Annotated in this window: 15 protein-coding genes; 8 read left to right on the forward strand and 7 right to left on the reverse strand. The window is 70.2% G+C overall.

Annotated features, from left to right (window positions below; translation table 11 throughout):
• Positions 1 to 3 precede the first annotated feature (3 nt).
• From OHB01_RS15025 to OHB01_RS15035, 3 genes are all read left to right on the forward strand, one after another.
• Positions 4 to 1731 (forward strand): IlvD/Edd family dehydratase, encoded by a 1728-nt coding sequence (locus OHB01_RS15025; RefSeq protein WP_328708433.1) that lies wholly within the window; start codon positions 4 to 6, stop codon positions 1729 to 1731.
• 118 nt (positions 1732 to 1849) lie between these two features.
• Complete coding sequence (locus OHB01_RS15030; protein ID WP_328708432.1) at positions 1850 to 3319, forward strand: dynamin family protein; 1470 nt, start codon at positions 1850 to 1852, stop codon at positions 3317 to 3319.
• A gap of 54 nt (positions 3320 to 3373) precedes the next feature.
• Positions 3374 to 5281, forward strand: coding sequence for a dynamin family protein (locus OHB01_RS15035; protein ID WP_328708431.1), 1908 nt, complete (start codon positions 3374 to 3376; stop codon positions 5279 to 5281).
• 71 nt (positions 5282 to 5352) lie between these two features.
• On the opposite strand, the gene OHB01_RS15040 is transcribed toward OHB01_RS15035, so the two are convergent.
• Together OHB01_RS15040 and OHB01_RS15045 are read right to left on the reverse strand one after the other, a co-directional pair.
• Positions 5353 to 7272, reverse strand: coding sequence for a dynamin family protein (locus OHB01_RS15040; RefSeq protein ID WP_328708430.1), 1920 nt, complete (start codon positions 7270 to 7272; stop codon positions 5353 to 5355).
• 67 nt (positions 7273 to 7339) lie between these two features.
• A complete protein-coding gene (locus OHB01_RS15045; protein WP_328708429.1) occupies positions 7340 to 8806 on the reverse strand; it encodes a dynamin family protein in 1467 nt (488 codons plus the stop codon).
• A 153-nt stretch (positions 8807 to 8959) separates the two neighbouring features.
• Between OHB01_RS15045 and OHB01_RS15050 the strand changes: the two genes are divergently transcribed.
• The 5 genes from OHB01_RS15050 to OHB01_RS15070 all read left to right on the forward strand — a co-directional run bounded on the left by OHB01_RS15050 (position 8960) and on the right by OHB01_RS15070 (position 13675).
• Entirely contained in the window at positions 8960 to 10165 is a 1206-nt protein-coding gene (locus tag OHB01_RS15050; protein WP_328708428.1) for an Hsp70 family protein, read from the forward strand.
• A gap of 15 nt (positions 10166 to 10180) precedes the next feature.
• Positions 10181 to 11083, forward strand: coding sequence for a TRAFAC clade GTPase domain-containing protein (locus OHB01_RS15055; protein ID WP_328855541.1), 903 nt, complete (start codon positions 10181 to 10183; stop codon positions 11081 to 11083).
• 21 nt (positions 11084 to 11104) lie between these two features.
• A complete protein-coding gene (locus OHB01_RS15060; RefSeq protein WP_328708426.1) occupies positions 11105 to 12166 on the forward strand; it encodes a hypothetical protein in 1062 nt (353 codons plus the stop codon).
• Positions 12163 to 13341 carry a hypothetical protein gene (locus OHB01_RS15065; protein ID WP_328855542.1) on the forward strand — a complete coding sequence of 393 codons (1179 nt, stop codon included), beginning with the start codon at positions 12163 to 12165 and terminating at the stop codon, positions 13339 to 13341. The genes OHB01_RS15060 and OHB01_RS15065 overlap by 4 nt, the downstream gene beginning before the upstream one ends.
• Positions 13342 to 13477: 136 nt before the next feature.
• Positions 13478 to 13675: a hypothetical protein gene (locus OHB01_RS15070; protein WP_328708424.1), complete on the forward strand. Its 198-nt coding sequence runs from the start codon at positions 13478 to 13480 to the stop codon at positions 13673 to 13675.
• A 171-nt stretch (positions 13676 to 13846) separates the two neighbouring features.
• Here OHB01_RS15070 and OHB01_RS15075 read toward each other — a convergent pair whose 3' ends face one another.
• From OHB01_RS15075 to OHB01_RS15095, 5 genes are all read right to left on the reverse strand, one after another.
• Entirely contained in the window at positions 13847 to 14185 is a 339-nt protein-coding gene (locus OHB01_RS15075; RefSeq protein WP_328708423.1) for a hypothetical protein, read from the reverse strand.
• Positions 14182 to 15990, reverse strand: coding sequence for a dynamin family protein (locus tag OHB01_RS15080; RefSeq protein ID WP_328855543.1), 1809 nt, complete (start codon positions 15988 to 15990; stop codon positions 14182 to 14184). Before OHB01_RS15080 ends, OHB01_RS15075 begins: the two co-directional genes overlap by 4 nt.
• Positions 15987 to 16475 (reverse strand): hypothetical protein, encoded by a 489-nt coding sequence (locus OHB01_RS15085; RefSeq protein ID WP_328708421.1) that lies wholly within the window; start codon positions 16473 to 16475, stop codon positions 15987 to 15989. Before OHB01_RS15085 ends, OHB01_RS15080 begins: the two co-directional genes overlap by 4 nt.
• Positions 16476 to 16607: 132 nt before the next feature.
• Positions 16608 to 18035 carry a dynamin family protein gene (locus tag OHB01_RS15090; RefSeq protein WP_328708420.1) on the reverse strand — a complete coding sequence of 476 codons (1428 nt, stop codon included), beginning with the start codon at positions 18033 to 18035 and terminating at the stop codon, positions 16608 to 16610.
• Positions 18035 to 19915 (reverse strand): Hsp70 family protein, encoded by a 1881-nt coding sequence (locus tag OHB01_RS15095; protein WP_328855544.1) that lies wholly within the window; start codon positions 19913 to 19915, stop codon positions 18035 to 18037. Before OHB01_RS15095 ends, OHB01_RS15090 begins: the two co-directional genes overlap by 1 nt.
• Positions 19916 to 19966 lie beyond the last annotated feature (51 nt).

Here is a 19966-nt window from a genome sequence, read left to right on the forward strand (position 1 = left end):
CCGATGTCGATGACCAACCGTCCGCTGCGCAGCCAGGAGTGGTTCGGCGCGGAAGGGCGCAACGGGTTCATCCATCGATCGTGGATGCGCAACCAGGGGTTCGCCGACGACGTTTTCGACGGCCGGCCCGTGATCGGCATCGCCACCACATGGTCGGAGCTGACGCCGTGCAACGCCCATTTGCGCGACCTTGCCGAGGCGGTGAAGCGCGGGGTGTGGGAGAGCGGAGCCCTGCCGCTCGAGTTCCCGGCGATGAGCCTGGGAGAGCCGGTGATGCGGCCGACCACCATGCTCTACCGCAATCTGCTGGCGATGGAGGCGGAGGAGCTCATCCGGGCCAACCCGCTCGACGGAGTGGTGCTGCTGTCCGGCTGTGACAAGACCACACCCGGGCTGCTCATGGGTGCGGCCAGCGTCGACCTGCCCACTTTGATGGTCACCGGTGGCCCGATGCTCAACGGCAAGTTCCGCGGCCGGGACATCGGGTCGGGCACCGACGTGTGGCGTTTCACCGAGGAGATGCGGGCCGGCCGGATGACCGCGGCCGACTGCGCCGAGGCGGAGATCTGCATGTCCCGCAGCCGCGGGCACTGCATGACCATGGGGACCGCCTCCACGATGGCCTGTGTGGCCGAGGCGCTGGGCGTCCAGCTGCCGGGGTCCGCGGCCCTTCCGGCGGTCGACTCCCGGCGGTACGCGCTCGCGCAGGCCGCCGGGCGCCGGATCGTCGCCATGGTGCAGGAGGACCAGCGGCTGTCCACCGTGCTCACCCGCGAGGCCTTCGAGAACGCCATCCGGGTCAACGCCGCGATCGGCGGGTCCACCAACGCCGTGGTGCACCTGCTCGCGATCGCCGGGCGCCTCGGCGTCCCCCTGTCGCTGGAGGACTTCGACACGCTCACCGCCGAGGTGCCCATGCTGGTCAACCTCATGCCGTCCGGCACCTACCTGATGGAGGACTTCGCGTACGCGGGCGGACTCCCGGCGCTGATGAAGGAGATCGCCTCCCTGCTGCACCTGGATCACGTCACCGTCAGCGGAAAGAGCGTGGCCGACAACATCAGCGGCGCCGAGTGCTGGAACCGCGACGTCATCGGCACCATGGACAAGCCGTTCCAGGCCGCCGGCTCGGGCACCGTCGTGCTGCGCGGGTCGCTCGCGCCGTCCGGGGCCGTGCTGAAGGTCTCCGCCGCCTCGGCCCATCTGCTCCAGCACACCGGACCGGCGCTCGTGTTCGACCGCATCGAGGACTACGTCGCCGCGGCCGACGACCCGGACCTGGACGTCACCGCCGACACGGTGATCGTGGTGCAGAACGCCGGACCGCGCGGCTACCCCGGCTTCCCCGAGGTGGGCAACATGCCCATGCCGCGGCGGCTGCTCCAGGAGGGGATCACCGACATGGTCCGGATCTCCGACGCCCGCATGAGCGGCACGGGGTACGGCACCTGCGTCCTGCACGTGGCCCCGGAGGCGTCCGTGGGCGGTCCCCTCGCACTCGTGCGTACCGGCGACCTGGTTCGGGTCGACGTTCCGGCGCGGAGCCTGGACCTGCTGGTCGACGAGGCGGAGCTCGAGCGCCGCCGCGCCGCCTGGCAGCCCCCGCAACCACCCGCCACCCGAGGCTGGGTGCGGCTGTACAGCGAGCACGTACTGCAGGCCGACAAGGGCGCGGACCTGGACTTCCTCGTCGGCGGCAGCGGCAGCGCCCCGCCCCGTCACTCACACTGACCGGCTCCCCGGTCGCAAGGGTCCGTGAGACGACCTTGAAGACCTCGGCTGCGGAGGGGAAAAATCCGTGCCGGGCGAGCCGTCCCCACGAGACGAGCGGCCCGTCATGGAGGCTCGTGTGGAGGAAGCGACGTACGACCTGTGCCATCGTGTCCGCGGCATGTGCGCGGACGCGTTGGCGGCGCTGCGGCCGGGACCCTTCGCGGACGCGGTCGGCGCCGTGGCCGAACGGCTCGCGGGCGACACTCTCGTGGTCGCCGTCGGGGGACGGCTGAACGCCGGAAAGTCGACGCTGGTGAACGCCCTGCTCGGGCAGCGCCTGGCGCCCACGGGCGGAACCGAGACCACCCTGGTCTCCGCATGGTTCAGGAGCCATCACATGAACCGGGTGTGGGTGCATTTCAACGACGGCCGCCCGCCCGCCTCGGTTCCGTCGCGCGTGGGCGGCGGGGTGCCGCGGTCGATCCCGTACGACCACACCGAGGTGAGCCACCTCGTCGTCGAGGCGGCCAACAAGGCGATCGGCCGAGCCTTCACCCTGATGGACACGCCGGGCAGAGACGCGGTGAGCGCGCTGGACGACTATTCGATGGCGTCGATCCGCACGGCCGACGCGCTCATCCTCGCCATGCCGCAGCCGGGCGAGGGCGACACGGCCACGCTCAGGGAGTTCCAGGAAACCATGCGCGGATCACGCCTGTCGGCGGCGAACGTGCTGGGCGTGCTCACCAGGATCGACCAGCTCGGCCAGGGCACCGACCTGGAGGAGGTGCGGCGGGAAGCGGACAAAATCGCGGCCCGGTCCGCCGGCCGGATGACCGGCCTGGTGGCCGAGGTGGTCCCCGTCGCCACGAAGCTGGCGGAGACCGCCCGGTGCGAGCGGCTGACCGAGCAGCACCGGCACGCACTGGGCATCCTCGCCGCCGCGGATCGCGACACGCTCGACGAGATGCTCTTCGACCACGAGGACTTCCTGCGGGTGGGTCTGGACACCGTGCCGGTCGAGACCGGAATGCGACAGGAACTGCTCGATCTGCTCGCCATTTACGGGATCCGGCAGGCCGTCGACGCGATCGACTGCGGCGCCCGGGACCTGTCGGCGCTCCGCGACGCGCTGTGCGAGAGATCGGGCATCAACCGGCTGCTGGAGCGCCTTCAGGAGCGGCTCGTCAACGGTGCGGACGCGCTGCGCGCCGACGCCGCCATGGCCGCGCTCCATAGGGCGGTTGACTTCGCCACCGCCGCTGAGCAGCAGGTCGCCGGTCGCCTGCGCGGCCTGCTGCGGGAGCTCGGACGGCATCCCGCGATGCGCAGGATGGAGCTGGCGGAGGCCGCCCAGGCGCACGCGGCCGGGACGTTGCCGCTGCCCGACAGGAACGCCGGCCAGTTGCACACACTGATGGCCGGGGTGACGAACGCCCAGCGGGCCGGGCTGCCCGAGGACGCCTCGCAGGACGAGTTACGAGGGCGGATCGGCGAACTCGTCGACGAATGGAGGAGCCTTGAGGCCGCGCTTCCCCGAAAGGGAAGGCGGCACACCACTGTGGTCCGCGAGGTGTTCGAGGCGTTGTATTTCTCCCTCCTGTAAGAAACATTCCTCCCCGCCGCGTCGTCCAAGGAGCGATCAGCGGCAGGAGGAGAAATGGTCCAGGCAACCCGGCATCCGCTCGCAGACGAGGTCACCTTGGTGGTGGCGGCCGTGGCCGACACGGCTCGGGAAGTGGGGGACATCGACAGCGCGACGATTCTCATGCAGGACTGCAGCATGGCACAGCTGCCCGGTTCAACGGTCGTGGTGGTCGGTGAGAAGAACCGGGGGAAGAGTTCGCTGATCAACGCCCTGGTGGGCAGGAGGGAGCTCCTGCCGGTCGACACGGACATCTCCACCCGGGTGCACGTCGCCGTGATCCATGCTGACGAGGACCAGGCCGTCGTGTACGGCAGCGCGTTCCCGGACGGCAAGAAGATCGAGCCGGCTGAGCTGCCGGAGTATGTCGACGAGACCGCCGCGGTGGATCCGAAGACCGGGCAGGACCGGCATCCCGGCGTCGAACGAGTCGAGCTGGGCGTCGCGTCGCCGCTGCTGTCCGAGGGGCTGGTGCTGGTGGACACGCCCGGCGTGGGCGGGCTCATCGCCGGGCACGCCGACATCACGCTGGCCACGCTGAACCGCGCCGACGCGCTGATCTTCGTGGTGAACGGCACCGGCGAACTGCACGCGTCGGAGCTCGCGTTCCTGGAACGCGCGACAGAGCGCATTCACACGGTCCTGTTCGTGCTGACCGGGATCGACAAGGCCCATGACGGCTGGCGCGCCGTGCTCGCGGAGAACCACCGCCTGCTCCGCGGTTCGCGGTTCGCCACAGCGCCGTGGTATCCGGTGAGCAGCCGCACCAAGCAGGAGGCCGACCGCGCCGCCGCGCAGGGCCGGGACGAACGTGCGGCGGTCCTCATGGAGCGCAGCGGATTCGCACCACTGCTCGCCGAGCTGCGTGACAACGTGATGCTGCGCATCATGGCCGACCGGCTCAAGGCGGTGCTCGGCTCCGCCGACGCGATCATCGCCACGCTCGACGAACAACTGGAACTGCGCCTGCGCTCGCTGGGGCTCGACCCCGGGCTGGCCGCCGCGGTGCGCGCACGTCAAGCCGAGCTGGCCGAGCTGCGCGGCAGAGGCGCTCAGTGGCGGACCGAGCTCGGTGAAGGCTTTCGCAAGCTGGAGTCGACGCTCCGGCGCGAACTGGAGGAGGGACTCAGCCGGCTCGGCGACCAGGCCCGGCAGGCGATCGACTCGGGTGGCCGGGAGTCGCTCAAGGATGTGCCGCGCAGCCTGGAAGACGGGATCCGCGGCCTCGTCCTCGACCTCCAGGGCGGCGTCCACTCCGGCGCGGAGAGGCTCGTCGGGGAGCTCGCCGGCCGCTTCGGGGTGCACGGCGTCTACGTCCCCAGGGCGGAGATCCTGCTCGACCGGTGGGATTCGACATATCGGGGGACCGGCCCCGGAGGGCCCATCGACTGGCCCGCGCCGGTCGCCGGCGCCGCCCGGGGAGCTCTGTCGGCCGAGCAGATCAAGGAGAAGCTCACGGAGTGGGCGCCGACCGTCGGCAGCGTCGGCGGAGTCTTCACAGGCATCGGCAGCCGGGTCGGGAAGATGTCCAAGTATGGCAAGCTCGGCCTCGCTCTCGGCGTCGTCGCCGGTGTCGGCGCGGCGATCGCGGGCCTCTTCATCACCCGGATCACCAAGACGAAGGAGGAGCTGAGGCGGATGACCAGCGACGCGCTGTTCCGGGCCCGCGAGACGCTGCCTTCCGCGCTGCAGGACATGCTGACCGGGGTGTTGCAGGAGGTGGAGGCGGCCGTCACGGAGCGGATCTCCGTCCGTGAGGCCGAGCTCGAAGAGGCGCTGGCCAGATCCGAGCGGGATCGCGAGGCCGCCGAGATCGAGCGGGAGGCCCCGCGCGCCGAGGCCAGGGCGCAGCGGGAGAACCTGGCCCAGCTCCGCACCAGGATCGCCGACCTCCGCCGCCGTCTCACCTCGGACGGGGTGTGACGCGATGGATGTAGCCGGGCGAAGAGGGCGGCGGCCGGCGGCGCCGCCACCCTCACGGCGTTCCGAGCGGGTCAGGCTCCCGAGGTCAGTTGCCGCTTGAGCTCGGTGACGTCGGTGCGCAGGGCGGCGAGGTGGGCGCGCTGGGCCCGGACCTTCTCGCGGGGGGCCTCGCGTTCCGCCTCGGCCGTCTCCCGGTCGTGCTCCGCCTCCGCGAGCGCCCGTTCCAACTCGTCGGCGCGCACGGAGATGCGCTCCGCGGCCCGCGACTCGACCTGGGTCATCAGCTCGGCGATCGACTCCTGAAGGGCGCCGGGGAGCGTCCTGCGGGCACGGTCGATGGCCTCGCCCACGGCCCGGCGAAGCTCGTTCTTGGTCCGATTGCTGGCGTAGGCGATGAGGCCGCCGATGACCGCGCCGATCGCGCTGACCACGACCAGGATCAGCGCGGCCTTGCCGCCCTTGGGCATCGCCTTCCACCCCGCGCGACCCGACCGGTAGACGTTTCCGGCGCCCTTCGCGTAGCTCACCAGCTTGTCCTGGACGTGCTGGGGCACCATTTCGCCGCTTCGCTGCTCCTCGGCGGGTGCGGGCCAGGCCACGGCCTGACCGACGTCGGCCGGCGTCGCACCGTCGTCGTACGGCTCCGCCTGCTGCCAGCGGTCCAGCAGAATCTCCGGCGGGGGCACGTAGACGCCGTGCACGCCGAATCTCTCCCCGAGGCGGGCGACCATCTGGTCGGCGGTGGCGTGCAGCGTGCCCTGCACGTCCAGGGCGAGGCCGCGGACGGCGTCCTCGAGGTCGCGCGGGACGGTGAACCGGATGTCCCTGCCGCCGGCGTCGATCGCCGCGTAGGCGTTCCGCTCGATCTCGCGCAACCCGGCTTCGATGTCGGTGCGCAGCTCCGCCTCCACATGCCGGAAGCCGTCGGCGAGCTCCGCCCGCCAGGAGGCGCCGGAGCCGCGCAGCTCCGTGAGCTCGGCCTGCCGGGCCCGGATGGACTCCATCAGCCGCGGGTCGAGGTCCAGCGAGCGGAGCCGCTGCTCGGCGTCGGCGTCCAGCAGGTCGATCACGCGGTCGGCGTTGTTCAGGAGCGCGATCAGCCGGTCCGCCGCGATCCGCAGCATGATGTTCTCGCGCAGCTCGGTCAGTAGCGGGACGAACCGGCTGTCCGCCAGCAGTGTCTCCGATCGGGCCTGGTTCCCGGCGGCGGCCGCGGAGTCGGCGTCGATCTTGAAGCGGTTGCTCACCGGGAACCAGGGCGCGGCCGCGAAGCGCGGCGCGTGCTCGCGCAGGAGCTTCTGGTTGAGCTTCAGCGTCTCCAGCCACGCCGAGTTCTTGTCGATCTGGGTGAGGGCGAACAGCACCGTGGGGATCCGCTCCGCCGCCTTTGTCAGGAAGGCGAGCTCCGACGCGTGGAATTCGCTCGTCGCGTCGACGACGAACAGGAGCGCGTCGGCGCCCTTCAGCGTGGCGAGAGTGATCGCGGTGTGCCCGGCGACGAGGCCGCCGACGCCCGGCGTGTCGATCAGGACGAGCCCCTCGGACAGCAGGGGAGAGGCGACCCCGATGTCGACCCGCTCCACCCCGGGGTGTCGTTCCTCGCCGGTCGCCGGGTCGATCGCCCGGGCCTCGTCGACGTACTCGGGGATCTCCGTGAGGGGGATGCTCATGCCGTCGGGATGCTCGGCGAGGCCGTGTACGGTTGCCTGATCGGTCTCGGCATAGCGCACCGCGACGTGGACGCGGGTCGCGACGTCGGCGTTCACGGGCAGCAGGCCACGTCGGCCCACGAGGGCGTTGATGAGCGAGCTCTTCCCCCGTTTCTTCTCACCGACCACCACGACGGCCGACCCGGGCATGCCTGCCAGCAGGCACTCCTGGGCGAGCATGGCCGCGCTGTCGGTGTCGCCCGACTCGTGTGCCGCATCCGTGATCTGCTCGACGGTCCGTACGACCTGTCCCGCCAGCGGGTGCCGCGTTGCGAATGTCATCTGCGCTCCTCACTCCGATGCCCCCGTTGGACGACGGCCCCCGGCCCGATGTTCCTGGGCCACTTGTTCACACGAGCGAGAGGTAGAGGTGCTCGAAGATCTCCCGGACGAGCGTGGCGTGCAGACCGGCCCGGCGTGGCAGCCGGGTCTCCAGCACCCGCCATTTGCCCACGCGCTCCGCGGCCACCCGCCGGAGCTCCTCCCGCGACGACTCGTCCGGAACGCCCAGACGCTGTGCCGTCGTCGTCCCGGTCATCAGGGCCTGCAACTGCCCGGCCTGCTCCGGGTTGAGGGGAAGATCGCCCGTGGCGTGGGCCTGCGAGACCTCGGCGAGCTCCACCCGGCGCAGCTCCGGCTCCCGCCTGAGGCGGCTGAGCTGCTCGCGCAGCCGTTCGGCGACGTCTTGCTCGTCCGGCTCCGCACTGTCGAGCGCCTGTTCCAGCAGTGCGGCGGCGGAGTCGGCCCGCAGCGCGTCCGCGCTGCCGAGGAAACGCTCGCGCAGGCAGTCGAGCAGGCGGTTGATCCCCGATCTCTCCCGCAGCGCCTCCAGCAGGTGGGGCAGGTCCCGGGCGCCGGCGTCGATGGCGGCTAGCGCTTCCCTGATGCCGTGGAAGCCCAGCAGGTCCAGCAGCTCACGCCGAGTCGCCGGATCCACCGGTACGGTGTCGAGCGCGACGGTGAGGAGGTAGTTCTCGGAGTAGAGCATGTCCTCCAGGGTCTGCGCATCGGCCGTGGCCAGCGTCCGCAGTGCCCGTTCGTGCTTGTCGGTGAATGCCTGGCATCGGGCCGCCTGGGCGAGTTTGGTGGCCACCGGCACGACCTCGCACACCAGGCCCTTCAATCGTTCCGCGCCCCGTGAGGCGACCTCGGCGCCGATGCGCCGCTGCTCGTCGGGAGGTGCGGTGCCGTCACCCAGGCGGTCGATCTGGCTGAGCACGCCGATCACGTTCGCCGCCGACAGCCGCGAGCCCGCCATGACCAGCCGGAACTCCTCCAGCGCCTTCTCCTCATCGGCGCCGGGGTGCGGCATGACGAGGATCAGGGCGTCGGCGCGGCGGATCGAGGCCATCGCATAGTCGTCAAGGGCGCTGAGCGCGTCCCGGCCAGGGGTGTCCACGAGAACGAACTCGCTGCCGAGCCGTTCGTTGGTCACGCCGACGGTGATGTGGCTGATGCTCTCCCTCGGGTGGCCCAGGGTTTCGGGGACGCCGCCACCTGGGCGGGCCGGGACCTCCGCGTCCGGCCGCCCGTCGTTGAAGTGCACCAGGATCCGGTTCTGGTGGTGGTGCCTGAACCACGCCGAGACCATCGTCGTCTCGGTGGCACCGGTCGGCGCGAGCCGCTGCCCGAGCAGCGCGTTGACCAACGTCGACTTGCCCGCGTTCAGGCGACCTCCCACCGCGACACTGAGCGTGTCGCGGGCGAGTCGCTCCCGGACCTCGAGCACGGCCGTCAGGAACGGCCCCGGCCGCAGGGACGCCTCGGCCTCGGCGCACATGGCCCGGACCCGGTCGCACAGGCTGTGGTCTGTCATCGCCCTCCTCCGACGAACACTGATCGCCCGTTGTTGGACGACCGGCGGCCCGCGTATGTGCCCGTGGACATGTGCATTCCAAGAACTTCGGGGGGTTCGGAACATTCGCCTCCCAGGCCACGTCAAACGCGCGATCCAGGAGGGGAGGACGCGATGGACGGCTGGCGGCTGTCGATCGACTTCGGTACGAGTTTCACCACCGCCGCCATGGAGGTGGCGGGCACGATCAGCACGCTGGAAATCGGCAACAGCCGTTATCTGCCGTCCCTCGTCGCGCTGGGGACGTCGGGCGAGCTGGTCACCGGCGGGGAGGCCGCGCATCTGGCCGCGCTGATGCCCGATCGCGTCGAGCGGCTGCCCAAGCGTGCGCTGGTGCGCTCGGACCACGTGCTCCTGGGCGGCGCCACCGTCGCCACCGTCGACCTGGTGGCCGCCGTGCTCGCGCGGGTGTACGGCGAGGCGCTGCCGTTCCACCGCGGACGGACGCCCGAGGAGGTCGTGCTGACCCACCCCGCCAAGTGGGGGAGGGAGGACCTCGGAAAGCTCGGGCAGGCGGCCGAGGTCGCCGGCCTGCGTGGCGTGCGCTTCATGCCCGAACCGGTCGCGGCGGTGCTGCACCACGCGGCCGGTTGCCCGGTGCCGCAATGCGCCACCGGGGGCGCCGGGCGGGACATCCCCGTGGGGGGATGCGTGGCGGTCTACGACCTCGGCGGCGGTACGTTCGACACGGCCGTGCTTCGCCGTACCGAGCGGGGGTTCGAGACGGTGGGCAAGGTCGGCGGCGACCCGTTCCTCGGCGGCGAGGACTTCAACGAGAGGCTGCGCGATCTCCTCGGAGCGTCCGCCCGCGTGGTCGACCCGGGGCCGTGGGACGACCTGTGGGAGTCGGAGGACAGGGCGTCCGTGAGCGGCCGTGCCCAGGTGATCCGCGATGTCGTCACGGCCAAGGAGGCGCTGTCGTCCCTGCCCGAGATCGCCATGGATGTGCCGGGGTATGACGTGCGGTTCCTCATCCGCAGGCGCCAGTTCGAGGAGGCCGTTTCGGAGGATCTGGAGCGCAGCGTCAAGCAACTCCTGGACACGATCGGTTCCGCGGGCCTCGCCCCGGCCGATCTGGACGGGCTGGTGCTGGCAGGCGGCGCCAGCCGGATGCCGCGCGTGTCCGATCTCCTCGCCGAACGGCTGGGCCTGCTCCCGCACGTCACCCCCGACCCGAAGAGCGTGGTCGCGCACGGGGCGCTGCTCGCCCTGGCCGACCCACCCTCGCCCCCACCCAGCCCCGACCCCTCGCCGGAGCCGCCGACGTGGCACAGCGGCGGGCCGCCACCGCAGCACCCCAATCTGCCGCCATGGGACTGATCCTGAAGGAGCGAGATGAACATCGTGATGCTCGGCCATAATGCCGCGGGCAAGACCACATACGTCTCCCTGATGTACGCGAGGATGTACGAGGGCATCGAAGGCTTCGGCCTGCGCGCGTCAGCCGTTGACGACCACCGTGTCTTCGTCGCGGCGGCGGAGGGCATTCGGTGGGGACGATATCCGCAGCCGAGCGACCATCGCGCGGTCTTCGACCTCGTGCTGCAGCACGGGGGCAGGGACGTCTACCCCTTCACCTGGCGGGACTACCGGGGTGGCGCGCTGAACGAGCACGTCCGCGACAGCCCGCAGGCGGCTGAGCTGCACGAGGATCTCAAGGCGGCCGACGCGATCCTGGTGTTCGCCGACGCGCACCGACTGGCGACCGATGCTCGCGGGGACAGGGAGGCACGAAGGATCATCTCCCATGTGCAGCGTGCGCTCGATGCGCCGCGTACGGGCAACGCGGTGGTGCTGGTTCTCCTCACCAAATGCGATCTTGTCGACTTCGGCAGGGCCTCGGTCGGTGAGCGCGTGACCGCGCCCTTCGGCGAGTTGCTCAACGCGACCGACTCCGACGAGAAGGTGGTCGGAGGGCTGATCCCCGTCGCGTGCGGGCCTCGGCCGCGCAACATCGAGCTTCCGGTGTTGCTGTGCCTCTACTACGGCCTGACGAACAGGGTGACGGCCCTGCAGTCGATGATCGACAACCACATGCGGGACGCCCGGGATCGGGCCGAGCACGACACCCTGCTCAACCGCTGGATCAGCCGGGCGGTGGGGGAGCAGTCCCACGCCGACCGGGTGAACGCCCTGTGGCACGCCGCCAAGCAGGAGTACGACCGGCTGACGCCGCTGCTCGACCCGGCCAGGCAACTCAAGCGCTATCTCGACCGCGCGATGGGCGCGGTCTCCTGACGTCGTGAAAGGGGTTTCAACGTGGGCGTCTCGAAGATCACGGTGACGATGCTCGGCCCAAGCCACTCGGGCAAGACCACGTTCATGTACGGCATGTACGCCACGCTCTCCGCGGGCATCGAGGGGTACTTCCTCAATGCCAAGGACCCCGACAAGGACCTGGATCTGATGGACAACTGGGACCTGCTGTGCGACGAGGGACAACTGCCTCCGCCGACGGCGGATGTGCCGATTTCTTATGAGTTCGTCTTCAAGCACGGCGTGCGGTCGCTGGTGGACATCGACTGGATGGACTTCCGCGGGGGCGCCACGGTGGAGCGTGCGGGCGCTCCCGAGTCATTGTCTGACGTGGTGAAGCTGCGGGAGCGGCTGAAGGAGTCGGACAGCATCTACCTCGTGCTCGATGGGCGGTACGTCGGCGAATGGATCAAAGACGGCGCTCCGGCGACCGTCACCCGTGGCCCCATGAAGGTGAGCCACCTGTCCAACCACATCAGCAGGACCGTGGAGGAGCGGATCAACGCCGGGCTGCCCGCACCCTCACTGGTCGTGCTGATCACGAAGATCGACGTGCTCGCCGAAATCACCGGCATGCCGAAGAAGGATGCGATCTTCAGGGCCATGGACAATCTTCAGAACCTGGTGCCGATCGCGTTTTCCGAGGGCGTGACCACGCTGATCTGCCCGGTCCAGTTGGGAGACTTCGGCATCGGGGACCACCGGAAGGTGGATCCGGCCAAGCTCGATGTGCGCTACATGCACAAGCCGATCATCTTCTCGCTGCTGTACGACATCAACTGTCGGATAGCGCGCGACTCACGCAGGCTCGAAGAGCTCCGGGCACGCGGGCAGGCCACCGAAGGTGAGCTGGAGCAGTTGCGGGCAGGTTTCTGGAACGGCTTCTTCAAGCGAAGCCAGATAGCCGAGCGGATCGACGGCCTCGGCGGCATTCGGGCGGCGGTAGAAGAGGTCAGTCAGGAACTGGAGACCGCCCGCACCCGGGTGGACCAGCTCTGGAAGGAGCTCAACACCCTGCGGATCGTCGAGGACGGGAAAATCCGGGAGAACGGAAAGAGCCGATGACGATGTGGACCCCGGTCGTCTACGGCCGCACCCACCGGGCCGACAGATGGTGGCGCGCCCTGCCCGCGGGGATCTCGCCGAACGGCTGGATTGCGGATGCGGTGAATGCGGCGGTGGCGGGCGGCCGCGGTCTGAGGTGGCCCGAGGCCGTCAGTGAGGCCGCCGGTGAGACCTCCCGGCCTGAGGGTTCACGCCTGGAGGGCCGCTATCTCCTCGCCCGCAGGGTAAACGGTGGGGACGGCATGAATCGGGCGAACGGCGTGCTCGTGGGCGTCGCCTGCTACGCCCGCGCGCTCAGCCAGGAGATGCACACCGATGAGGCTTCCCGCGAGCTCTACTGCTTCGTCGGCTGGTGGGGCACTCCGCAGACGCCGTCCGACATTCCGAGTTTCGCGGCGTTGACGGAGAACTGCGAGCGCTGGGCCGGCGACGTCTATCAGACGTATTTCGAGCAGGTGTGGAAGGAGCACCCCGCCCGGGTCCACACCCAGGAGAGCGTCCCCGAGACCGCGCCCTGGGCCCAGGATGACCCGGTGGCCGACGGCCTCGTGGAGAGCCCGGCCTCGGCCCCGGAGGTGACGCCGCCGCCGCTTCTCGGTGTCGGGCCCGCGGGGTTCACCTCGCGAAAGGACGAGGTCCTGCTCTATCCGGCCTCCCACGCCGAACGTCTCTGGGACGAGGGCAGAAGAACGAAAGTCCCCTTCACACTGGTGACCGGATGGGACGCCTCGGCGCAGGCCCTCCTGAGGCCGGTGACTCACCTGTGCGCGGCGGACATTCACGAGCCCCGGACCGTACCGGCGCCTGTCATCGCTCAGCCTCCCCCGCCGTCTCCGAAGCCCGGTGGCAGGAAGCCCGAGGACAAGAAGCCCGATGCTGATCTCCTCGGCCAGTTCCTGACCGAGGTCGGCAAGGTCATCCGCTCGTTGCGGTCGCCTGCACCGGAGAAGAACCAGAAGCCGGGTCGCTCGCAGGGCCCCGCCGGTCACGGCTCCGAGGGCAGGCCGGGCCGTACGGGTGACCTGGGCACGGGCAAGAGCCGGCACGTTTCCTCCCAGGGCAAGGAAGAGAGCTCTGGCCAGAACTTCTTCTCCTCGCAGAAGAAGGCATCACCTCCGGTGAAGGCGAAGTTCCCGGAGAAGACGGGGGACGTGAACGAGCTGGATGACCTGTAGCCGCGAATACGCCGGGCGCGGTTCCGCGGGTCGTCATCCGTCCTGCCGAAAAACAGGAACCGGCCGGAAACATCCGGCCCCATGGGCGTCGTCCAACGGTAGACGAGGAATCCGACCAGGCAGAGAGGTAAGGGTTATGAACGCGCAGAACCCGCAGAACTTGCCGATGCGGTTGAGCCCGGTGCCGGAACCGCCGCAGGCACAGGAGCCCGAGCGTGTCCACAGCCAGCCCGACCCGACGTCGGCCATCACGGGAGGGATCGTGGCGGCCCTGGCCGCCGCCGGGGCCATCGCCGCCCTGATAGCGAGGAGCAGGAGCACCGAGCGGCTCTGATACGGAGACCGACAGCGCTTCGCGGCGGCCCGGGACCATCGCGCTCCCGGGCCGCCGCGGGCCTTCAGCCTCGCCTCGAACCCCGTTTTCAGTCTCAAGGCCATCGCCGGGCCGGAACACTCGTTCCGACCCGGCGATGGCCTTGTCGTGTCTTTTCGTACGGCCGGGCGGTCAGGCGTCGGGGGCCATGCCGTTGTCGCCGTGGACATAGTCGTCCATGGACAGGTAACCGGTGTGATCCGCCGCCTCGATCACGTCGTCGCTCGTGTAGTGGCCGTCGTCCCAGGTCATCTCGGACATGTTCTCTCCCGTCCAATAGTTGGGGTCACCGGCGGTGAGCCGGCTGTCGTGGAGCATCCCCTGCAAGGTGTCCTCGCGGATGGACTCGACCGGGGCGGACCTGATCGCCGCCCGGAGGGCGTCGAGGTCGTCCGGCCCGATCGCCTGATCGGGGTCGGTCTCCGGGAACTGCGACATCGACCACCAGCCGTCGTCGCCGGACTCGGTCATGTCGCGGTCAGGCCGGCGGCCAGCGTGGCGCACCGGTCACGCAGACCGGCCAGTTCGTCCACGCCCGACTGGATGAGCGCCCGCTTCCCGGCGACCTCCTCCTCGGCCGCCGCGGCCATGCGCTCATACTCGGCAAGGACCTCCTGCGCGGCACGGACACGGTCGGCCAGTTGCGCCGAGATCCCCTCTTCGATCCGGCGCCGGAGGTCGCGCAGCGCCCCCTTGATCGCGGCGGGCACCTCGGTCTGGATCTCGCGGAGCACCATCTGCAGGTGGAGGCTGGCGTTCCTGCGGCCGGCCGCAGCCTCCTCGCGCTTCTTACGGACGCGCTGGAGGTAGACGGTGGCTCCGACGCCCGCGAGCGCCGCCACGCCCGGGGCGACGATGTTCCCGAGGATGCCGAAGGTCATGAGGCCGGGTCCGATCGTGGTGAGCATGCGCTCGGCCGTACTGCCCTGCACCGGATCCTCCACCTCCGTAATGCCGGCGGCGGGCAGCCGCAGCCGGTCGGGCAGCGGGTTGCGTTCGGACACCGAGGCGACCTCGGCGTCGACGGCCCCGGCGATCTCCGTGGCGATGGCGTTCACGCCCTTGCGCAGCCGATTGTCAAGGTCCAGCCACATGGCCTCGACCGTCGCGTCGATCTCCCGGGGGAAGGCGCGGAGCTCCTCCGGGGTCCCGGTGGCGATCTTGTTGTTCGCCTCCGTGGTCAGGTCGTTGCGCAGCCGCCCGAACTGGTGGTGGAGCTCCCGCTCCAGATCCCCCATCGTGGTCTGCAGACGAGACCGCCACGACGCGTCGGTGCTCTGCACCCGCTTGAGCCGGTCTCTGCGCTCCGCCACCGCCCGCGCCAACTCGGGATCTCCGCGCAGGGACTCCAGCAGCGTGAGCTGCGCGGCGTGGATGTCCTCGACCGTCGTCTTGGCCACCTTGAGGGCGTTGCCGTTCCGTACGGCCTCTGCCCGGGCGATCACGCTTCCACGTAGCCCGTCGATGAGGTTCCGTACCCCGCTGCTCGCCCGGCGATCGGCGGCGATGTCCGGCCTGCCGTCGGCCTCGGCCTCGGCGGCCTCCTCATACCGCAGCGCGCTGACCGGATGCCAGGGAGCGTCCGCGAAGCGCGGGGCGTGGTGCGCGAGCAGCTCACGGTTGCGGTCCAGGATCTTCTGCCATTCGGCGTACTTGTCGATCTGGGTCAGCGCGAAGATCACCGTCGCGGTCCGGTCGGTGATCCGGGCGAGGAACTGGAGCTCCGACTCGGTGAACTCGCTCGATCCGTTCACCACGAACAGCAGGGCGTCCGCCCGGTCGATGACCGCCAGAGTGAGCGCGGTGTGACCAGCCACGAGCCCGCCGACACCCGGGGTGTCGATCATGACCAGGCCCTCGGCCAGCAGCGGGCTCGGCAGCCCCACCTCCACATGCCGGACGCCGGGGTGACGCGCGGCCTGGGTCAGCGGATCGAGCGCGCCATACTCGGCGATGTCGTCGATCGAGATCAGCCGCCCCGCCTCTTCCGGGCCCTCGAAAACCCGGGCCACCGGCTCTTCCGCGTGCCGTACGGTCAGGTGCACGTTGGTGGCCACGTCGGCGTCGACCGGGAGCAGGCCGGGCCGCTCGACGATCGCGTTGATGAGCGAGCTCTTGCCGCGCTTCTTCTCGCCCACCACGACGACGGTCGCGGCGCCCGCGCCGAGCCGCGCCTGCTCGGCGCGCACCGCCTGCGCCGCATCTTCCCGCCCGAACTCCTCGGCGGCGTCGGCCACCTCGCCCAGCAGCCGGCGAACCTCGGCCGTGCCGGTCATTTCGCCGCGTCCTCGTTGACGTACACGATGACCTCGGGCCTGCGCACCCACGTGCCGCGGTCGCGGTAACCGGCGAACAACGTCGCGGCGACGGTCATGTGCCGCGCCGGGTCATCGGTCAGCTGCCGATCCACCGCGTCGTACGCCTCCGCGTCGAAAGGCTCTCCGTCGGGGACGACCACGTCGACACCCACCTTCGCGAGCCCTTCGTTGAGCCGCTCCCACAGCGCGGGCTTGGCGTCCCGAAGCCGGTGCGCCATGTCGATGCAGATGCCGAGCAGCTCCTCCTCCCTGGACGGGTGGGCGGCAGGTTCTTCCGCCGATCGCCGGGCGAGCTCGTCGTAGTCGATGTCGGCCCACGGGCCGGCCTCGGCCTCAGGCCGGGCCGGCGGCGGCTCCGGAGCACTCCGCCTCGCGTATACGACACCGGACGCGTAGCCCGCGGCGAACCCGGCGACCGCCGAACCTATCGCCCATCTGTTCATCGAATCTCCTTCGGTATGGCGATTCCCCCTTCGGCTTCGGAGAGGAGGAGGTCGATACCCGGTCCCTTCCTGCTGCTGAAGTCGGAGTTCGGTCTTTAGACCACGCGCGTGCCGTGGATGTTCCAGCCGGTTTCACGATCGGCGGGAGCGGTACAACTCCGCCTCGCACATCTCGCGGGCGAGCCGCGCGAGCCGTACGGTCGACCGGGAGAAGGAGGCCTCCGCCCGTTTGAGGCGGGCGATCCTGGCGGGGGTCGCCACGTCGCCCTTGCCCGTGTCGTCGAGCAAGACGAGCACGTCCCCTTCCAGTTCGGCGGGAACGGCGGCCCCGGCCGCCACGACCGAGCTGAGGGTCGCGGCCAGCTCCGCGCGGCGCATCGCGGGCTCGGCGCGCACCCGGGACAGGCCCGCGCGCAGCGTGGCCACGGCCATGCGCTCCGCCGGCGACACGGCGCCCCAGCCGATCCGATCCAGCGCCGCCACGGCTGCGCTCGCCCGAAGGCCGTCCGCGCCGTCGACGAACCGCTGCCGGACCACGTCGAACAGGCCCTCCACACCCGAGCGCCGCCACAGCGCTGCGGCGAGCTCCGCCCGGCCCGCCGTACCGGTGTCGATCAGGGCCAGGCTCTCGCGCAGGCCGTAGCCCCCAAGCAGCCGCCACAGCCGGCGGCGTCCTTCGGGCGAGACCGGGCAGTCCCGCCACGCGAGCAGGTCGTCAAGCGAGGAGATCAGGTATTTGCGCTCGACCGCGGGAGCCGCCCCCGCCAGGTCGCGCAGCCAGCGCGCGTCCTGGTCGGTCAGCCCGTCGGCCAGCGTCGCCTGCGCGAGCATCCCCACCACCGGCACGACGCCGGACAGCAGGGCGCGCAGCCGTGCCTCGTAGCCCGCCGCGATCCGGGTGGCCTCCGGCCATGGGTCGCCCTTCCCGGTGCCGAGCTCGTCGATCCGGCTCAGCACGCCGACCGCGTTGACGATCGACAGGCCCGACCCCGACAGCGCGGCGCGGAACGCCGCCAGCGCCTCCTCGTCCCCCTTCCCGGGCAGCGGCATCACGTAGACGAGCGCATCCGCCTGCCGCAGCGCCACCAGCGAGTCGCCGTCCAGCCCGGTCGGCGAGTCGAGGCCCGGCGTGTCCACCACCGTGTGCCGCCCGCGCAGCACGTCGTTGCGGGCGTGCACGGTCACCGACGAGATCTGCCCGTGCGGCAGACCGAGATCGGCCGGGATGCCGCCCGGACCCATCGGGATCTCGTACGGCCGGCCGTCGCGCGGCGTGACCTCGATCCGGTCCCGGTCGCCGTGCCGGAACCAGGTGACGACCCTGGTGCACTCGGTGGCGTCGGTCGCCGCCAGGCGCCGGCCGAGCAGCACGTTGACGAGGGTGGACTTCCCGGCGTTGAGCCGCCCGCCGACCGCCACGCGCAGCGTCGGCTCCGAGAGCCGTGCCGCCACCTCCCGCACCGCCGTACGCGCCGGGCCGTCCGGGAAGCGCCCCTCCGCCTCCTCGCACAGCCGCGCCACCGCCGCGCACAGCGGCCCCCCACCCGCCGCCGCCCCCATCACAGCCTCCCCTCGGCCACAGCCCGGCGCACCCGCTCGTCGATTACTCGCAGAGCGTTCCGGAGCCCGTCCAACAGGGCGTTCAGATGCGCAAGCTTGGCCCTGAGCGGCAGGCTCCCTTCGTTCACTTCCTTCAACGTGTGCGTACGGAGACTGCTCGCGTGCTCGATGGGCCCATGTAATTCCGGCACCGCTTCTCCGAGCTGGTTGACCTTGACAGGTGGATCGAAGAAGGCGGCGAGCTCCTGAAGGTAGGTGTAGTAGAGGCCCCAACGCTCCTCCACCTTCCATTTGATCCTCAAGCCGATCAGGGGGGGCGCGATGGGCTCGATGACAGGAACGTGAGGAAGCACCCGGTAGTTCTGGCGGACGAACGCGGAGATGTCTCCGGTCAGTGCCGCATATTCCGCTGCCGACTTCGCGAGCCGGCACCTGTCCAGCAGTGGGAGCCAGTCCGCGTGCTGTTTGATCAATGCGTCCCGCTGGGAGGTGAAAAGATCCGTCCCGTGCGCCGACCCCAGACAGAAGAGTGCCATTTGATCGCAGTAAGTCTCGAAAAGAATTTCGGCGTCCAGTCTCAGTCTCTCCTGCTGGTTCTGCGGACTGTGGTTCGGTGACTTTTCAGACAACGACATGATCATCAGCGTGGAGGATGGTTCGGGAACTACCGACACGGACTGGCGCAGCGGCCCCAAAGCCAGCGGGCGACGGCTGGGCTTCGGTGCATCGGTGCGGCGGGCGTCGATGGGCCGAGTCCATTCCCGCTCCGGGTTCGGGCGAGGCGGTGGTATCGGGATGCGAGGTTCACCGGGTCGGGCAGCCTCAGGCTTGGTTTGAAGCGCACCGAGGGTGACGACGGCTTTGGGGTCGGCTGCGAGGTCGGGGGTGCGGCCGAGGAGTTGGCTGAGCAGGTCGCTGACGAGGGGGATGCGGCTGGAGCCGCCGGTGAGGTAGACGGCGGTCAGGTCGTGTGGTGTCAGGCCCGCATTGGTCAGCACCTCTTGGAATGTGGTGATCGTCGTACGTAGGTCCTCCGTGATTGCTGCTTCGAACTCGGTGCGTGTCACACTCACCGGTAGGTCTCCGACTATGACCTGCCGGGTGGTGGTGTCGGAGAGCAGTTCCTTGGCCTCGGTGATCTCCCGTCGTAGTAGTGCCCGGTCGCGGACGGCGCGTGGCCCGGTGGCCTGGGTGAAGTCCTGCCATGCGGTCGGGTCGAGCGTCATGGCGTGGTCGGCGATCAGTTCGTAGAGGGCTTCGTCGAAGTCCTCGCCGCCGATGCGGTCGCTGCCGCCTTGGGCGATGACGTCGAATCCCGCCCGGGTGCGGCGGAGGACTGCGATGTCGAAGGTCCCGCCGCCGAGGTCGTAGACGGCGACGTGGGCCCCGACGGGAAGACCCCCGGTCTGGGTGTAGAACGCGGCGGCGGCGACTGGTTCGGGGACGAACCTGACGGGAGTGAGTTCGGCTCGCTTGGCGGCCTCGCCCAGGGCGGCGATTTGCTGGGCGTCCCAGGCGGCCGGGTGGGTGAGCACAACCTCGTTGGGCGGTTGGCCGCCTGCTCTGCGAATGGCTTCGGCCGCCATCGTGGACAGGACGGCGGCGACCAGATCTTCCGACGCCACCGGCGCACCGCCGAGCAGCAGGGGAGCGCCTTGGGCGAGGGTGCGTTTGGGCGTCCGTGCCACGTTCGCCGGCGAGACGGCGGCTTGGCTGGTGGCCAGCCGTCCGGTCAGCAGTGCGCCGTGCTCATCCCGGTACACCACGGACGGCAAGTATCTGCCGCCGTCCACCTCAAGGACCTCGGCCCGGCCATCGCCCGTGATCGCCGCGCACGTGAAACACGTACCGAAGTCAATCGCCAGCGTCCAACCACTCATGTCCGTCTCTCCCATTTCAGATGCGTCCAGTGGTCTGCGGCAGTCACCAGG

Source organism: Microbispora hainanensis, from assembly GCF_036186745.1.
Taxonomy (GTDB): Bacteria; Actinomycetota; Actinomycetes; order Streptosporangiales; family Streptosporangiaceae; genus Microbispora.